Annotated in this window: 16 protein-coding genes and 2 pseudogenes; 13 read left to right on the top strand and 5 right to left on the bottom strand. The window is 63.1% G+C overall.

From position 1 onward, the window contains the following. Nucleotides 1-9 precede the first annotated feature (9 nt). From L0U83_RS22165 to L0U83_RS22125, 9 genes and pseudogenes are all read left to right on the top strand, one after another. Nucleotides 10-921, top strand: coding sequence for a DNA-methyltransferase (locus L0U83_RS22165; RefSeq protein WP_233886247.1), 912 nt, complete (start codon nt 10-12; stop codon nt 919-921). Nucleotides 922-974: 53 nt separating this feature from the next. Next, complete coding sequence (gene trpA, locus L0U83_RS22160; RefSeq protein WP_233886246.1) at nt 975-1784, top strand: tryptophan synthase subunit alpha; 810 nt, start codon at nt 975-977, stop codon at nt 1782-1784. Between the two features lie 155 nt (nt 1785-1939). Beyond that, nucleotides 1940-2812 (top strand): acetyl-CoA carboxylase, carboxyltransferase subunit beta, encoded by an 873-nt coding sequence (gene accD, locus L0U83_RS22155; RefSeq protein WP_233886245.1) that lies wholly within the window; start codon nt 1940-1942, stop codon nt 2810-2812. A 189-nt stretch (nt 2813-3001) separates the two neighbouring features. Beyond that, a complete protein-coding gene (folC, locus tag L0U83_RS22150; RefSeq protein WP_233886244.1) occupies nt 3002-4312 on the top strand; it encodes a bifunctional tetrahydrofolate synthase/dihydrofolate synthase in 1311 nt (436 codons plus the stop codon). Between the two features lie 62 nt (nt 4313-4374). Beyond that, on the top strand, nt 4375-5274 hold the full coding sequence (locus L0U83_RS22145; protein WP_233886243.1) for an SPOR domain-containing protein: 900 nt from the start codon (nt 4375-4377) through the stop codon (nt 5272-5274). A 7-nt stretch (nt 5275-5281) separates the two neighbouring features. Then, on the top strand, nt 5282-5776 hold the full coding sequence (locus L0U83_RS22140; protein ID WP_233886242.1) for a CvpA family protein: 495 nt from the start codon (nt 5282-5284) through the stop codon (nt 5774-5776). A 123-nt stretch (nt 5777-5899) separates the two neighbouring features. Further along, the gene (gene purF / locus L0U83_RS22135; protein WP_233886240.1) at nt 5900-7444 is read left to right on the top strand and encodes an amidophosphoribosyltransferase; all 1545 of its coding nucleotides are present in this window, start codon (nt 5900-5902) and stop codon (nt 7442-7444) included. A 138-nt stretch (nt 7445-7582) separates the two neighbouring features. Then, nucleotides 7583-8779, top strand: coding sequence for an O-succinylhomoserine sulfhydrylase (locus L0U83_RS22130; RefSeq protein ID WP_233886238.1), 1197 nt, complete (start codon nt 7583-7585; stop codon nt 8777-8779). 56 nt (nt 8780-8835) lie between these two features. Then, nucleotides 8836-8960 (top strand): annotated as a pseudogene (locus tag L0U83_RS22125) (IS5/IS1182 family transposase); the annotation flags it as partial. A gap of 143 nt (nt 8961-9103) precedes the next feature. Here L0U83_RS22125 and L0U83_RS22120 read toward each other — a convergent pair. From L0U83_RS22120 to L0U83_RS22110, 3 genes are all read right to left on the bottom strand, one after another. Then, the gene (locus L0U83_RS22120) at nt 9104-10195 is read right to left on the bottom strand and encodes a T6SS immunity protein Tli4 family protein (RefSeq protein ID WP_233886236.1); all 1092 of its coding nucleotides are present in this window, start codon (nt 10193-10195) and stop codon (nt 9104-9106) included. Next, on the bottom strand, nt 10192-11760 hold the full coding sequence (locus L0U83_RS22115) for an alpha/beta hydrolase (protein WP_233886234.1): 1569 nt from the start codon (nt 11758-11760) through the stop codon (nt 10192-10194). The genes L0U83_RS22120 and L0U83_RS22115 overlap by 4 nt, the downstream gene beginning before the upstream one ends. Nucleotides 11761-11983: 223 nt before the next feature. Further along, nucleotides 11984-12232, bottom strand: a complete 249-nt coding sequence (locus tag L0U83_RS22110) for a DUF2345 domain-containing protein (protein ID WP_233886232.1) — start codon at nt 12230-12232, stop codon at nt 11984-11986. Here L0U83_RS22110 and L0U83_RS22105 point away from each other — a divergent pair. Together L0U83_RS22105 and L0U83_RS22100 are read left to right on the top strand one after the other, a co-directional pair. Next, a pseudogene (locus L0U83_RS22105) lies at nt 12232-12516 on the top strand (PLP-dependent transferase); the annotation flags it as partial. The gene L0U83_RS22110 and the pseudogene L0U83_RS22105 overlap by 1 nt on opposite strands. An 80-nt stretch (nt 12517-12596) precedes the next feature. Continuing rightward, complete coding sequence (locus L0U83_RS22100) at nt 12597-13472, top strand: MOSC domain-containing protein (RefSeq protein WP_233886230.1); 876 nt, start codon at nt 12597-12599, stop codon at nt 13470-13472. A 15-nt stretch (nt 13473-13487) separates the two neighbouring features. On the opposite strand, the gene L0U83_RS22095 is transcribed toward L0U83_RS22100, so the two are convergent. Both L0U83_RS22095 and L0U83_RS22090 read right to left on the bottom strand, forming a co-directional pair. Beyond that, a complete protein-coding gene (locus tag L0U83_RS22095; protein WP_233886229.1) occupies nt 13488-14291 on the bottom strand; it encodes an AraC family transcriptional regulator in 804 nt (267 codons plus the stop codon). A 54-nt stretch (nt 14292-14345) separates the two neighbouring features. Then, a complete protein-coding gene (locus tag L0U83_RS22090) occupies nt 14346-14687 on the bottom strand; it encodes an FKBP-type peptidyl-prolyl cis-trans isomerase (RefSeq protein ID WP_233886228.1) in 342 nt (113 codons plus the stop codon). 156 nt (nt 14688-14843) lie between these two features. On the opposite strand from L0U83_RS22090, the gene L0U83_RS22085 reads away from it, so the two are divergent. Together L0U83_RS22085 and L0U83_RS22080 are read left to right on the top strand one after the other, a co-directional pair. Further along, nucleotides 14844-15605 (top strand): sensor histidine kinase, encoded by a 762-nt coding sequence (locus tag L0U83_RS22085; protein WP_233886227.1) that lies wholly within the window; start codon nt 14844-14846, stop codon nt 15603-15605. A gap of 85 nt (nt 15606-15690) precedes the next feature. Beyond that, nucleotides 15691-17079 carry a hemolysin family protein gene (locus tag L0U83_RS22080; RefSeq protein ID WP_233886226.1) on the top strand — a complete coding sequence of 463 codons (1389 nt, stop codon included), beginning with the start codon at nt 15691-15693 and terminating at the stop codon, nt 17077-17079. Nucleotides 17080-17104 lie beyond the last annotated feature (25 nt).

The raw sequence follows: 17104 nt of genomic DNA, 5'->3' as shown, positions 1-17104 counted from the left end.
ACATACGTGATGCGTGACGAGTTCGACGAGCCGGAAGTGCCGGCGCCAGTGGGCGAAGTGAACGCCGAGGTGAACGCAGAAGCGGCTGCTCTGGAAGCCGCCGAAGCGGTAGCCAACGCGGCCGTGCTGCCCACGGTGCCTGTCGTACCGGAAACCATCCGGCTCCTGAACCGCGATTTTCTGACCGATGCAGCCAACTTGCCCGACGCCTCGATCGATCTGATCGTCGCCGACCCGCCCTACGGGCTCGGCAAGGACTACGGCAACGACTCCGACATGCGTTCGGGCGAGGACTTCCTCGCCTGGACGTACGAATGGCTCGACCTGGCGATTCCGAAGCTCAAGCCCACGGGCTCGCTCTACGTGTTCTGCACGTGGCAGTACGCGCCCGAGATCTTCGTCTATCTCAAGTCGAAACTCACGATGATCAACGAGATCGTCTGGGATCGTCGCGTACCCAGCATGGGTGGCACGACGCGCCGTTTTACTTCGGTGCACGACAACATTGGTTTCTTCGCGGTTTCGAAGGACTACTACTTCGATCTCGATCCCGTCCGCATCCCGTACGATGCCGTCACGAAGAAGGCGCGTTCGCGCAAGTTGTTCGAAGGCAGCAAGTGGCTGGAGCTCGGCTACAACCCCAAGGACGTCTGGTCCGTCTCGCGGCTGCATCGCCAGCACGCGGAGCGCGTGGATCATCCCACCCAGAAGCCTTTGGAGATCGTCGAGCGCATGGTGCTTGCGAGCTGCCCGCCGGGCGGCCGCGTGCTGGACCCGTTCATGGGCAGCGGCACCACGGCAGTGGCTTGCGCGCGTCAGCAGCGCGAATTCGTCGGCTATGAAATTAACGAAAGTTACTGCGCGATCGCGCGCGAACGCGTAAGCGCGGCCGCCGCAAGCACCGTTGCGGCCGGCGCCTGATGCGCCGCCGCCGGACACACGCGCAGTAACGCCTAAAAGCTGAGGACCCTGAAATGTCCCGTATCAAGACCACGTTCGAGGCGCTCGCCGCCCAAGGCCGCAAAGGCCTGATCCCGTTCATGACGGCAGGCGACCCCGATCCCGCGCGCACCGTCGAGTTCATGCACGCGCTGGCCGCTGGCGGCGCCGATGTCATCGAACTCGGCGTGCCGTTCTCGGATCCGATGGCCGACGGCCCCGTGATCCAGCAGTCGTCCGAGCGCGCGCTCGAGAAGGGCGTGACGCTCAAGAGCGTGCTCGCCGATGTGAAGCGCTTTCGCGAAACCGACAACAAGACCCCCGTCGTGTTGATGGGCTATGCAAACCCCATCGAGCGCATGGGCGCCGACGCGTTCGCGCAGGCCGCGAAGGAAGCGGGCGTGGACGGCGTGCTCGTGGTGGACTATCCGCCTGAGGAGTCGGTCGAGTTCGCGGCGAAGATGAAGGCCGCCGACATCGATCCGATCTTCCTGCTCGCGCCGACCTCGACCGATGAGCGCATCGCCGAAGTGGGCCGCGCCGCAAGCGGCTATGTCTACTACGTCTCGCTCAAGGGCGTGACGGGCGCGGCGAATCTGGACGTTTCGAGCATCGCGGGTAAAATCCCGGCGATCAAGAAGCATGTCTCGCTGCCCGTGGGTGTGGGCTTCGGCATTCGCGACGCGCAAACGGCCGCTGCCGTTGCGCAGGTTTCGGACGCCGTGGTGATCGGCAGCCGCATTGTCCAACTGCTCGAGCAGGCAGCGCCGGAAACGGCCGCCGACACGCTCACGCAGTTCATCACAGGCATTCGAGCGGCACTGGACGAAGTCTCTGCCGGGTAGTGTCGCGGGCTGGCGCTGTTGGCTAGATTCGAGACTGCTGTAAAATCCACTTTTCGCCATGCGCGGTCGGGGTCGGAACCCGGTCGGTTTTACCGATCGGTGACGGGAACGATCCGCCGCGCCCGCGCATCACGAAGGTCTAGGAAGGAACATCAATGAGCTGGCTCGATAAACTGCTGCCGCCCAAGATCAAGCAAACCGATCCGAAAAGCCGCAAGAGCATTCCGGAAGGGTTGTGGATCAAGTGCCCGTCGTGCGAAGCGGTCCTGTACCGCAACGACGTCGAGGCGAATCTCCACGTTTGCCCGAAGTGCGATCACCACATGCGCATTGGCGCGCGCGAGCGTCTGGACGGCCTGCTCGATCCGGAAGGCCGCTATGAAATCGGCCAGGAAATCGTCCCGGTCGACGCGCTCAAGTTCAAGGACAGCCGCAAGTACCCGGACCGCCTGAAAGAGGCGATGGACGAAACCGGCGAAACCGACGCCATGGTGGTGATGGGCGGCGCGATCCGCACGCTGCCGGTGGTAGTGGCCTGCTTCGAGTTCTCGTTCATGGGCGGCTCGATGGGCTCGGTGGTCGGCGAGCGCTTCGCACGTGGCGCGCAAAACGCGCTCGAACAGCAAGTGCCGTTCATCTGCTTCACGGCTTCGGGCGGCGCGCGCATGCAGGAAAGCCTGCTTTCGCTCATGCAGATGGCCAAGACCACGGCCATGCTGACCAAGCTGGCCGAAGCCAAACTGCCGTTCATTTCCGTACTGACAGACCCGACGATGGGCGGCGTTTCGGCGAGCTTCGCGTTCCTTGGCGACGTGGTGATCGCCGAGCCGAAGGCGCTGATCGGTTTTGCCGGCCCGCGCGTGATCGAACAGACCGTGCGCGAAAAGCTGCCGGAAGGTTTCCAGCGCGCCGAATTCCTGCTGCAGAAGGGCGCGATCGACATGATCCTGGACCGCCGCAAGCTGCGCGACGAAATCGCGCAAATGCTGGCGCTGCTGCAGCGTCAGCCCGCCGACGCGGTGGCCTGAGCCTCGTCCTGCGCAATCTGCGGTGCCGCACGCGCCGCAGCCGCAAAGTTTTACCCAACGCGCCGCGAGCGAAAGCAAGCGGCGCGTTGTCATTTCCGCGATAATGCCGTTCTTTCGAAGCGGATCATTCGTGTGAACCCTCCGCCATCGGCGGCGTCTCACGCGCAGCACCAGGCAATTTCTATCCCGATGAGTACCTTTCCCACCCTCGACGCGTGGCTCACGCACCTTGAAACTGCGCATCCGGTCGGCATCGACATGGGGCTCGACCGCATCCGTCAAGTGAAGGACGCGCTGGACCTCGAGTTCGCGTGCCCGATCTTCACGGTTGGCGGCACGAACGGGAAGGGCTCGACCTGCGCGATTCTCGAAACGATCCTGCTCAAGGCGGGCTATCACGTGGGCTGCCACACCTCGCCGCATCTGCTCGAGTTCAACGAGCGCGCGCGTGTGGACGGCCAGCAGGCTAGCGACGCTGAACTGTTGCCGCACTTCGAAGCCGTGGAAGCCGCGCGCAATTCGCTCGCCACGCCCGTTACGCTCACGTACTTCGAATTCACGACGCTCGCGATCATGCATCTGTTCGCCTCGCGCGGCCTCGACGCCGTGATCTTCGAGGTGGGCCTGGGTGGCCGTCTGGACGCCGTCAATGTGCTCGACACCGACTGCGCGATCATCACGAGCATCGACCTCGACCACACGGAATACCTCGGCGACACGCGCGAGAAGATTGCGTTCGAGAAGGCCGGCATCTTCCGTGCGGGCAAGCCCGCGATCTGCGCCGATCCGATGGCGCCGCAGTCGCTCATCGACCATGCTGAGGCGATCGGCGCCGAACTGTGGCTCTTCGGGCGCGATTTCCGCTACGAAGGGCAGCCGGGCAGCGAGCGCCAGCAATGGAGCTATGTGGGCCCGACGATGCGTCGTTCGGCGCTCGCCTATCCTGCGCTGCGCGGCGCGAACCAGCTGATCAACACGTCGGCAGCGCTCGCGGGTCTCGAGGCGCTGCGCGACCGGTTGCCGGTTTCCGCGCAGGACATTCGCCTCGGCCTCGCCAACGTCGAACTGCCGGGCCGCTTCCAGGTGCTGCCGGGCAAGCCTTCGATCATCCTTGACGTCGGCCACAACCCGCATGCGGCGGCGGTGCTTTCGCAGAATCTCGGCAGCATGGGCTATTTCCCGTACACCTACGCCGTGTTCGGCGCGATGCGCGACAAGGACATTGCGGGCGTGATCGAGCACCTGAAGGGCGAGATCGACCACTGGTGCGTGACCGATCTGCCGCTGCCGCGTGCGGCTACGGCCGAGCAGCTCGAAGAAGTGCTGCGCGACGCGGGCGTGACGGACGGCGCCGATAGCAGCGTCACACGCCATGAAAATCCGGCTGCCGCATTCCAAGATGCGCTAAAACGTGCAACCGAAAATGATAGAATTATTGTTTTCGGAAGTTTTTTGACGGTTGCCGGGGTCATGGCCTGGCGAAAGTCACAGCAACACTGACCGCCCGGCACCCGCACGCCGCCCACGTAAGACAGGCCAGGTAGGCCAACAGCAAGCCATACATGGGAATTTTCTCGTTCGGCAAGAAAGATGACGCTGACGCGCCCCGCCGGCGCGGCACTGAATCCGGCTCCAGCCGGCGCAGCAATCCGAGCACGCGCGTGGAGCGGCGCAGCCGCCGGCCGGACCGGTCGGGCGACGCCGAGGCAATGCTGCTCGACCCCACGCTCCCCGAAAAGCAACGCGCGCGCCGCCGTCTCGTCGGCGCAATCGCGCTGGTGCTCGCGGCCATCGTAATCCTGCCGATGGTGCTCGATTCGCACCCGAAGCCCGTCACCGACGACATCGCCATCGACATTCCGAGCCGCCCGGCCGACAAGGCCGCCGCGCGCCAGCACGACGCGGAAGACACGCAAGCCGGTGTCGCCCCCGATAATCCCGCAGCGGCGGAAGCCACGCCTGGCGCGTCGGGCCTCGCGGCCGCGTCAAGCGCCGCGGCCACGCAGAACGCCCAAAGCACGGATCAGTCGCCGGCAACGCCAGCGAAAAAGCCCGCACAGGCGGCAACCGCTCCGGCTCAATCGACCCAAACCGCTCAGGCGCAAAAGCCCGCCACCAAGCCTGCGGCTTCGGCCAGCACGGCCGTCGCCGCGAACGACGGCGCCGACACCAGCGATGGAAATGGCGCGAAAGCCGAATCCGGCGCGCCGGCGGCGCCCCCGGGCGCGCGTTTCGCGGTGCAACTCGGTGCGTTCTCGAACAGCACGACGGCGAACAATTGGGTCACGAAGTTGAAAGCGGCGGGCGTACCCGCATATACCGAGCAACGCAAGGAAGCAGACGGCACGACGCGCACGCTGCTGCGCGCGGGCCCGTTCCCGGACCGCGCCTCGGCCACGGCGGCGATCGCGAAGGTGCGCGGCGCAGGCCTGATGGCGGGCTCGAACGCCAACGCGGAATAAGCAGTCGATGTTGACCGCATTCGACTACGCTGTAATGGCGGTGATCGGCCTGTCGGCGCTGCGCGGCGCGTGGCGTGGCTTGATCGGCGAGATTTTTGGATTGATTGGCTGGATCGCGGCGTTGCTCGTGGCCTGCCGCTACGTTGACCACGTGGTGCCCTGGATTCCGGCGAACTGGCCGGGCGGGGCGCTCACCCAGTGGCTGATCGCGTTTGCGCTGATCGTCATTGCCGTGGTGCTCGTGGCCGGCGTGGGCAACGCACTGATCGGCCGTCTGGTGCAGGTGAGCGGATTGTCCGGCGTGGACCGTTCGCTCGGGATGATGTTCGGCCTCGTGCGAGGCGTCGTGCTGGTGCTGATCCTCGTCGTCCTCGGCGGGCTGACCGAGCTGCCCCAGCAGGACTTCTGGCGCCACGCGCTGCTGCGGCCATATGCCGTGCAGGGCGTGCTCGAACTGAAACCGTTGTTGCCCGAGGCGCTCGCGGCCTACGTTCACGTCTGATCAGAAGCTGATCGGACGCGGTGCGAGGCGAAGCTTTCCGGCAACACTGCCCATTTGCGGCGCTCGACCGGTGATGGAAGCTGGGCGACCCGCTACCGATTTCGCTTTTTTGAAGGACCTGCCATGTGCGGCATCGTAGGCGTAGTTTCCCGCTCTCCCGTCAACCAGCTCCTCTATGACGCGCTGCTGCTCCTGCAGCACCGCGGTCAGGACGCGGCCGGCATTGCCACCGCGAACGGCAGCACGTTCCACATGCACAAGGCCAACGGCATGGTGCGCGACGTGTTCCGCACGCGCAACATGCGCAGCCTCCCCGGCACCAGCGGCATCGGCCAGGTGCGCTATCCGACGGCCGGCTCGGCGTCGAGCGAAGAAGAGGCCCAGCCGTTCTACGTGAACGCGCCGTTCGGCATCGTCCTCGCCCACAACGGCAATCTCACCAACTGGCAACAGTTGAAGGAAGAGATGTTCCGTGTGGACCGCCGTCACATCAACACCCATTCCGATACCGAAGTGCTGCTCAACGTGCTCGCGCATGAAGTGCAGCTGGCCAGCACCGGGCTCGAACTCGACCCTGCGGCGCTCTTCAAGGCGGTCTCGGGCGTGCATCGCCGCCTGCGCGGCTCGTACGCGATCGTCTCGCTGATCGCTGGCTACGGCCTGCTCGCGTTCCGCGATCCGTTCGGCATTCGCCCGCTGTGCATCGGCAAGATGGAAACGCCGGAAGGCACCGAGTGGATGCTCGCATCGGAATCCGTGGCGCTCGAAGGCATCGGCTTCGAGTTCGTGCGCGACGTTCAGCCGGGCGAAGCGGTGTTCATCGACTTCGAAGGCAACCTCCACTCGCAGCAATGCGCCACGGCGCCGACGCTCAATCCCTGCATCTTCGAACTCGTGTATCTCGCGCGTCCGGACTCGGTGCTCGACGGCGTGCCCGTGTACAACGCGCGTCTGCGCATGGGCGACTATCTCGCCGAGAAGATCAAGCGCGAACTGCCCGACGTGAAGATCGACGTGGTCATGCCGATTCCCGATTCGTCGCGCCCCGCCGCGATGCAGGTCGCGAACAAGCTCGGCGTGGAATACCGCGAAGGCTTCTTCAAGAACCGCTACGTGGGCCGCACCTTCATCATGCCGGGCCAGGCCATGCGCAAGAAGTCGGTGCGCCAGAAGCTCAATGCCATGGGCATCGAGTTCAAGGGCAAGAACGTGCTGATCATCGACGACTCGATCGTGCGCGGCACCACCTCGCAGGAAATCGTGCAGATGGCGCGCGACGCCGGCGCGACCAAGGTGATCTTCGCTTCGGCGGCGCCGCCCGTGAAGTACCCGAACGTCTACGGCATCGACATGCCCACGCGCGGCGAACTCGTCGCGCACGGCCGCACGGATGACGAAGTGGCGCGCATCATCGGCGCGGATTACCTCGTGTATCAGGACGTGGATGCGCTCAAGCAGGCAGTGCGCGACATCAATCCGGAGTTGAAGGAGTTCGAGGCTTCGTGCTTCGACGGCGAATACATCACCGGCGACATCACGAGCACTTACCTCGACAACATCGAGACCGCGCGCCTTGCACCTCAGGCGCAGTCGGACCGCGACGCCGCAAGCGACGCAATGGACGGCGGCTCCCGCTCGCAGCTGCACCTGCAACTCTCGGTGGAGTGATCCCCTCGGTAAACGCGAGCGCTACGCTCGCGTTTGCCGAATCCGCAAGCCCGCTTTCTGCCGATGCAAAAGCGGGCTTTTTTGCGCGCGTGCGTGCAGGATTGAAGCAAGATGGTTCAGGACAAGGAGAACACGAACATGGACGACACCTTCAACTTCGACACGCTGGCCGTTCGCTCCGGCACGCTGCGCAGCGAGTTCAACGAACATTCGGAAGCGCTTTATCTCACGTCGAGTTTCTGTTTCGGCAGCGCCGCAGAGGCCGCCGAGCGCTTCAAGAACTCCGAAACCGCCTATACGTACGCACGTTTCTCGAATCCGACCGTCACCATGTTTCAGGAGCGTCTCGCCACGCTCGAAGGCGGCGAGGCGTGCATGGCCACGGCTTCGGGCATGGCCGCGATCATGTCGGTGGTGATGGCCGCGCTCCAGGCGGGCGACCATATCGTCAGCTCGCAGAGCATTTTCGGCTCGACGCTCGCCATGTTCTCGCAGATCTTCAGCAGGTTCGGCATTGCGACCACCTTCGTCGATCCGACTGATCTCGACGCGTGGAAGAACGCCGTGCGCCCCGAAACGAAGATGTTCTTCCTCGAAACGCCGTCGAATCCGCTCACCGAAATTGCCGACATCGAAGCGGTCAGCAAGATCGCCCGCGCGGCGGGCGCGCTCTTCGTGGTCGACAACTGCTTTTGCAGCCCCGCGCTGCAGCAGCCGCTCAAGTTCGGCGCTGACGTGGTGATGCATTCGGCCACCAAGTTCCTCGACGGTCAGGGCCGTGTGCTGGGCGGTGCGCTCGTGGGATCGAAGGCGTTCATCATGGAGAAGGTGTTTCCGTTCGTGCGCACCGCGGGCCCGACGCTTTCCGCGTTCAACGCGTGGGTGCTGCTCAAGGGCATGGAAACGCTGTCGCTGCGCGTCGAGAAGCAGTCGGACAATGCGCTCCAGATCGCGCGCTGGCTCGAGACGCATCCGGCCATCAAGCGCGTGTTCTATCCAGGCCTCGAGTCGCATCCGCAACATGCGCTCGCCATGCGGCAGCAGAAACTGGGCGGTGCGATCGTCTCGTTCGAAGTGAAGGGCGACACGCCGGAGCAGCAGCGCGCGAACGCCTGGCGCGTGATCGACGGCACGAAGATCTGTTCGATCACCGGCAATCTCGGCGATACGCGCACGACCATCACGCACCCGGCGACGACGACGCATGGCCGGATCACGCCCGAAGCGCGAGCGGCGGCAGGCATTACCGAAGGGCTGATTCGCCTCGCCGTTGGCCTTGAAAACGCTCAGGACGTGCGTCACGATCTCGCGCGCGGGCTCGATGCGCCGCAGTAAGCGGTCGCAGTAAGAGTCCGTTTGATAAATGGTCCCTGATGTGGTTTAAATAGGGGATTTGGAAAAAAGAACATCAGGACCGCCATGCAAAGCTGGCAAAGAAGACGAAGCGTTACCCCACTCAGTATCGCGCGGCCGTCGTCGTCGATGCGATTTGCGCGAAGTGATCAACGCATTGCGCTAAATTGTGCGAGCAGTTTGTGGCTGGAGAATGCCCAAAGATTTTCGGACCAAGGTTTCCGGCCACGACATCGATTGTTCCCATCAGGGTGTCTGTATTGACCGGTTTGTTCTGGACGTCGTACGCATCACTGTTACCCTCCTTCAGAACGCGTTCGGACGAGGACGCAACGTGCGGGAGACGGTATCCCATAGGGCGATTGCTTCGCCTTCCGTGAGTGAAGCTTTTTCAATGCTGTCTGCCGTAAAGCTATTGAAGCCCCCGTTGTTCATCTCAAGCACAAGGTAGGGCGTCATTGCACCGCTGACCGTGATATTTGCCTCGAGCCTGAAAAGGTGCCCAGGGACCCTGGCCGCCGTTGTGGCGGAAACCAGCAGTTCATCAGCCTTGATGCCACTGAGCGTTACTGGTCCGGTCCGGATAATTCGACCGTCCAAATCCTTCACGTCATTTTTTATCTGTGGAAGACGGTTCGGAAGTGAATTCTTTTCCAATTCTCGCGAATCTGTATCTGTTGTCAGGTCAAACGACACATCAGGCCGATCCTTTAATGCGAAGAGAGCATCGAGCTTTTCGCCCGTGGCTGCCTTGCGTGGCAAGAAGCCATCCTTGAAACACACACCCGGCTCGCCGGGGATCTCGTCATCGGGGCGGCCGCGAACGCTCGCGGCAAGGTTGAGAACCAGACGGGTTTTTTCGGGAACGTCGTTCACCTTCCAGTCTTTCATTTCATACGGCGTACCTCTCATCCTAACTTCGAATTCGGAATGAATCGAATCAGTTGCTTCAATCCGAAGTTTGATCTGGTATCCGGCATCCCATTTGTAGGCTTCGATGGCGCGGCCGAGGTCAGCGGTATCGTCAAGATCACTCAACGTGACGAAATAGCGGCTGTGCGGCGCGCTTGGCACCTGTCCATAGTCGTATAGCACCTGATAGCCATGCATATTTTTCTTGGCCTTCAGGCTTGTCTCATGGGCGTTCATTTCCCGGGCAAACTCGTCGACCGACATGCGCTTCGTCTCGAAAGTCACCCCCTGAATAGTGAGGTAACCCTGCGAAAGCGCGCCGTCCGGCACGTCGATCAGGTAACGCCCCACGCACCGGGTTTTCAGATTCGCGGTTATTTCGCTCACGGTACCTTTCTCCTGTTCAGTCAGCGGTGGCGGATGTTTGCTGCAGGCGGCAACAGGCACCATCAGCAGCGCAATCAGGGCAAGACGACGAAGGTTCATGCCTTGTATTCCAGCGTCGTACCCGCGACGTTCTGCAGGATCTTCACAACTCCCCACAATGCAAATTTCTGTTGGGGCAGTTTGGTATACGCAGCACCGTGATCGACACCCGTGTAGCCGACAGCGGCACGCGCGTAGTGGGATGGCGCCGCACCTGACCGGACAGGTACCGTACCATCGCCATTCTCGCCCGCTGCCTGCAGCTCAAATGTCTTGTGAACATCCATCGGACCAAGGTTTCCGGCCACGACATCGATTGTTCCCATCAGGGTGTCTGTATTGACCGGTTTGTTCTGGACGTCGTACGCATCACTGTTCAAAAGAAAGGAGGCTTGTGTGCGTTTCCACACGACATCGCCCCACGTTTTATGTTCCTTGTCGTCCCCCCAGAAAACGTAGGTTTGCGGATGGTATTTCCCACTGATCGCTTGATGGAATTCTCGAACATCTTTGGCAATCAGGTGCTTGAAATTTTCCCAATTCTGTTCTGACGCAGACCTCATTTCTGGGGCTATTAGGTTCTCGTCTATAAGACTCCACCATGCGCTACGCTGCGTGTATATTTCATCGTATGGATTGCTTCTTTTGGGCAAAGCGAAAAAGCGCTCGCCGTCCCTAATCTGTAGCCATCCCTGACCATATTCCGGGCTTGGCAACAATTGAAGCGGGCCCGGAGATTGCGCGAACACGGGCATCACCTTGCTCGACATATTTCCCAAAATAAGGCTGGTCCCATAGCTGACAATGTTCCCACCAGGTTCGGTACCAGCCTTTACGCGGCGATACGCCGTAGCCGATCCGGTCGCAGGCATCACGCCATGCACGATACCGAGAATCTTCTCCCGATATCCGGCGATGGCCTCGGCACAATACCGGGATACCAGACCACCCATCGAATGGGTCACCAGGATGACGTTTTCGCACCGGCCGATTTCCTTGTAATCGGAAATGATTTTGTCAATCTGACTACCCAGCCATTTTGCCGACTCGGCATTCGACTGGAGCCAGTTGTATCCCACAGCGTGAACGGGAAGGTGATACTTGTACGACAGGGAAACTTCGGCATGTGATAGCTTGCCGAGGTTCGGTGCAACGACTTCTCGCGTCAATAGAGCACGCAAGCCATTGCGGCCATAATCAGCGGCTGCATTGCAATCGTTCAAGGCGTTTTCCAGCCAGACCAGGAAGTCGCCATAGAACATTTTGGAGACGGTACCCCACCCACGACTCCGCAATGCCGTTTCGGATAGCGCCGTTCCGGCGGGAATCTCTCCGCCACCAAACACGTGGGTGGTCGACGGATTTAGTATATTTTTTCTGTCTGAGGGCGTTTTAACTGCCCATCCCACGAGTGACGCCGAACTGTCGACAAGCCACACTGGATTGTCCTTGAGATCGGCCAGATTCGTGCCCATGACCCCGGGCACGACGATGACGGGAATCACCCGGTCAGGGTGCATGTAGCACACCGCCGTGCTGTTGTCCGGCGCTGAGGTCACTGACAGATAATGACGGGACCCGTCTTCCGCAATTGTGGGTTGAATGACTCGTTCGGGAGTGGCCATGTATTCCTAGACTCCGACCTTGTTCAATGGGTGAGCAATAAGACCCTGCAAGCCAGTGCTCAGGCAGCAGCATCCGGATCGATTCGAAGCCTGAACGCTTCAGCAAAAATTGCCCTATGGAGGCCAGTCTTTCCGGCGGCGTCAGTCAAGCCCTGAATCACGCTGCCGTTGTCTCGAACGATGGAAAATGCTTGAAGACCCACCGGCGCACTGTTGGGCCACTTCAAGGAAATTCTTCGTCGAACGGTGCATGCTTCCAGTTGTTGACGGTCTCCGCGAGCGAGCTTGGCACCTGCCGGCAGAAAGTTGCCGAGCTGATTGTGCGGTGGCCACGCGCGCCGTCTTCGAGACCCGTTGACGAGATCCGGATGTACGAACCTTCATATTTAAGCAGAAGTTCTTCTTTCGCCGATACGTTGACCCGACCGTTCGCACTGCTGATTCGCATGTTTTTGTCGGAGATCAGGTCCAAGAGGCGCGATCGTCTCGTTCGAAGTGAAAGGCGATACGCCGGAGCAGCAGCGCGCGAACGCCTGGCGCGTGATCGACGGCACGAAGATCTGTTCGATCACCGGCAATCTCGGCGATACGCGCACGACCATCACGCACCCGGCGACGACGACGCATGGCCGCATCACGCCCGAAGCGCGAGCGGCGGCAGGCATTACCGAAAGGCTGATTCGCCTCGCCGTTGGCCTTGAAAACGCTCGGGACGTGCGTCACGATCTCGCGCGCGGGCTCGATGCGCCGCAGTAAGCGCTTTTAAGCAACGGTTGTATGATCGTGGGTCGAGCGTTGTTCGGCCCATTTTCTTTTTGCTTTTCCGTGAGTTCGCCATGCCCATTGTTCGTGCGTTGTTTGTCTACCCCGTGAAGTCGTGCGGCGCGATCGCGCTCGACGACGCGCAGCTCGGCCTGAAGGGCATCGAGTGGGACCGCCACTGGATGGTCGCCGACGCAAACGGGCGGCTCGTCACGCAGCGCCAATACGCGGCGATGGCGCGCATCGTGCCCACGTTCGTCGAAGATGGTGTGCGTCTCACCATGGAAGGCATGAGCGAAGCGCTCCATCTGCCGTTCGCGCCGCGCGGCGGCGAGGCGCGCGTGCCGGCCTCGGTCTGGGACGATGACTTCGAGGCGCTCGACGAGGGCGATCACGCGGCGCAATGGTTCACGCAGGCGATTGGCGTGCCGGTGCGCCTGCTGCGCTTCGCGCATGACGTGACGCGTCTTGCGAGCCAGAAGTGGACGAACGGCGACGATGCGCCCACCCAATTCGCCGACGGCTTTCCGCTTCTCGTCACGAGCGAGGCGTCGCTCGTGGAACTCAACGAGCGCCTCGCGGCGAAGGGCGCGCCGCCCGTGCCGATGACGCGCTTTCGTCCGAACATCGTCGTCGGCGATGTCGGCGACGCATTCGAGGAAGATTTCATCGACACGCTCGCCATCGAATCCGCTTCAGGCGGCGAAGAAATCGTGCTGCGCTTCGTGAAGCCCTGCGCGCGCTGCCCGATCACGACGATCGATCAGCTGACGGGCGAGCGCGACGCGCAATGGCCCACGGAACCGCTCGATACGCTCGCGGTGTTCCGCGCCGATCCGCGCGTGGACGGCGGCCTCACGTTCGGCCAGAACGCGATGGTGGTGACGGGAGCGGGCAAGCACGTGGCGGTGGGCGCACGCGCGCAGTGGGAATACCGCTTCGACGAATGAACCGCGCTGGCGCGCTCAGTGCGACGGCAGCGCGCGCCACTGGCCGGGCGCGAGCCCGAAGCGGCGCGTGAACGCGTGCGTGAACGCGCTCTGGTCGCCGAAGCCCACTTCGAGCGCGATGTCGGTGAGCGAGGTGCGCGGGTCGGCGAGCAGGGTGAGCGCGGTGTCGAGCCGCAGCCGCTGCAAATAGCGATGTGGCGTTTCGCCGAACGCTTCGATAAAAAGCTGATGAAAGCGCCGCATGCCGAAGCCGCAATGCGCGGCGAGATCGGCAATGCGCAGCGGCTGGGCAAGGTGCGCGCGCAGCCACCGGTCGATACGGGCAAAGTCCAACCCGCCCGCCGCACTGAATTGCGCGCCAGCGGCCACACCGGTTTGGGCGATGAATGCCGCGCACAGGCGCGCCGAGGCGTCCCAGTGAAAGCGTCGCGCGCGCAGGTCGGCGCTGTCGCGAGGCGGCGCGGCTGCTGCGGCGCGCTGCGCGATCTGGCTCACGAGCTGCGTGAGCGCGGGGTCGAGGCGCACGGCGCGCGCCGTGTCGAAAAGCCGTTCGGGCACCGCGAGCGTGGCCGCAGGCAGGTCGAGCACGAGCTGGCGGTTATCGCCAATGCCCACGTAGTCGTGTCGCGCGCCTGCCGGAATGAGCCAGGCGGAACAACTGTCGATGCGCTCGCCATGACCGTTCACGGTCATCTCCATCTCGCCGTCGAGACCGAGCACGATCTGGTGAAAATCGTGCAGATCGGTTTCCTCGATCGCGCCGTAGCGGCGCAATTCGACGCCGGGCGCGGTGACGGGAGCGTGATGATGCGGATTCATGATGACCGGTTGCGGTTGCAAAAAAGGCGAGCGCCGTGGCGCATCAAGCGAGCATCAGACGTCGAGCAGCTCGACTTCGAACACGAGCGTCGCGTTCGGCGGAATCACGCCGCCCGCGCCGCGCACGCCGTAGCCCAGTTGCGGCGGAATCGTCAGCTTGCGCACGCCGCCCACCTTCATGCCCTGCACGCCTTCGTCCCAGCCCTTGATGACCATGCCGCCGCCCAGCACGAAGGCGAACGGCTCGTTGCGGTCTTTGCTCGAATCGAACTTCTGGCCGTCCGTCAGCCAGCCGGTGTAGTGCACGCTGACGGTCTGGCCAGCCTTGGCTTCGGCGCCGGTGCCTTCGGTCAGGTCCTCGTACTTGAGGCCGGATTCGGTGGTCACGATAGACATGGAAAAACTCCTGATCGGATAGATGAACCCGTTATTGTAGGCGCTTTGCATGGCGCGGCGCTCGGCAGCTTGTCAGGCACGCGGGATGCTCGCTAACCGCTGCCTATAATGAGGGACCGCTTGCCCGGCTTGAGGCGCAATACGAGGAATCAGAAAGTGTCGACTTCGCAAAACCGAACCGAGCGCACCGCGCGCCTGTGCGCCGAAGCAGCGCTTTTCATGCGCGACCACGTGCTCTCGCGCGTCTCGCATGATCTGCGCAGCCCGCTCAATGCAATCCATAGCTGGGCTTACGTGCTCGAGCGCAAGATCGACAACAGCGACGCCGCCGCGCAACGCGCGCTGGGCGGCATTCGCACGGGCGTGGAGCAGCAGGTGCAGCTGCTGGAAACGCTCGTCGATACCACGCGCGCCGAAACGCGCAAGCTGCGTATCGAGCGCTCGCCGTTCTCCGTCGCGGCGCTGACCGGCGAGGCCGTGGATGATGCGCGCACCGCGCTCGGCGATGCGCGCGGCGTGACGTTCGTGGTGCAGGACACGACAGGCGCGGCGACGCTCGACGGCGACCGCGAACGCATTGCACAGGCGCTGTGGCTGATGCTGGTGTTCGCGGCGGAAACGAGCGCGCAGGGCGCAAGTGTGACGCTCGCGGCGAGCGCGAGCGCCGGCGCCGCCCACCTGGAAGTGAAATGGCACGCTACCCGGCAGGCGCTCACCGACGAAGCGCTTGCGCATGTGCTGGAACCGTTCGCGCGCGCCCAGGCGACCCAGCAGCAGGAAGTGGGGCGCTACGCCTGGGTGCTGGCACTGTGCCAGCGCGTGGCCGAAGCGCATGGCGGACGCTTCGAGGCGCCGGCTCTCGTGGGCGAGGGCGAGGACATGGCGCTTGTGTTGAATGTGCCGCTGAAGGGCGCGTGAACCGCGGGCGGTATTGCGTCCGTGGGCACCTTTCATCCACCTTGCACCTTTATACTGAGCGCTTCGTCCTTCGGAGCCTTTTGTCTTGATCCAGCTTCTCGCCCTCATCGGGGCGTTCCTGCTCGTCGTCCTCAACGGTTTCTTCGTCGCGGCCGAATTCGGCCTCGTCAAGCTGCGCGCCACGCGCGTGCAGAGCCTCGCGCAGCAGCACGGCTTGCGCGGCCGGCTGCTCGGCAAGGTTCATGGCCAGCTCGATGCCTATCTTTCCGCGTGCCAGCTCGGCATCACGCTCGCTTCGCTCGGCCTTGGCTGGATCGGCGAGCCGGCATTCGCGCAATTGCTGTCGCCGGTGTTCGAACTGCTAGGCGTGCAATCGGCGCAACTCGTACACGCCATTTCGCTGGTGTTCGCGTTCACGGTGATCTCGTTCCTGCACATCGTGGTGGGTGAGCTTGCGCCAAAGTCGTTGGCTATCCGCCAGGCCGAAAAAATTTCGCTTTGGACGGCCATGCCGCTCTACGGCTTCTACTGGACCATGTATCCCGCCATCTGGCTGCTCAATTCGAGCGCGAACGCCGTGCTGCGTCTCGCGGGCCTGGCGTCTGAGCACGGCCACGACACGCACTATTCGACCGACGAACTCAAGCTGATCCTGCGCAGCCGCCGCGCCGCCGCCCAGGCCGAGGCCCATGACGCGATGCAGGAGCCGCGGGGCGCGGTGCCGCTGCTCCCCGCGCCAGCCGCGAGCGCCTATAACGCCGACGAATGGAACACGCTGGCCCATTCGCTCGACTTTTCGCGCCTCACCATTTCCGACCTCATGCGGCCCACGCACGAAATGGTGGGCTTGCGCCGCGACCTGTCGCTGCGCGAGAACATGCAGATCGTGGCGCGCCATCGCTTCAGCCGCTACCCGCTGTTCGAAGACGCGACGGGCGAGCGCGTGGCGGGCCTCATCCACCTGAAGGATCTGCTGCTCGCGCGCGAGGCGGGCAACGCACTCAGCGATCTCGGCAAGTTCGTGCGCCCCGTGCAGTACGTGCGGCCCGACACGCCTGCGCTCGCACTGTTTCGCCGCTTTCGCAAAGGTGCGCCGCATTTCGCGCTGGTGGGGCACAAGGGCGCGCGCCCGCTAGGCTTTCTCACGCTCGACAATCTGCTCGGCGCGCTCGTGGGCCAGATTCACGACGAGTTTCACCAGGCCGACACCGACTGGACCCGCATGGACGACGGCACGCTGATGGGCCGTGGCAGCCTGCCCGTGGTGTCGCTGGAGCAGGCGCTCGGCATCGACATCGACGAAGGGCGCGCGGAATCGGTGGGCGGTCTTGTGATTCATGCGCTCAACGATCTGCCCACCGAAGGGCAGCGCGTCGAGTTCGACCGCTTCGACATCGTCGTGAAGAAAATGAAGGGGCCGCGCATCGTGCTCGTGCGCGTGTATCCGAAAGATCTCGACGACGAGGGCGGCTGAGTGTGCCTCCTGTGTGCCGCGAGTG

Source organism: Paraburkholderia flagellata (genome assembly GCF_021390645.1).
Classification (GTDB): Bacteria; Pseudomonadota; Gammaproteobacteria; order Burkholderiales; family Burkholderiaceae; genus Paraburkholderia; species Paraburkholderia flagellata.
The sequence above is the reverse complement of the archived record's forward strand: the minus strand, read 5'-3'. Positions and strand labels throughout refer to the sequence as shown.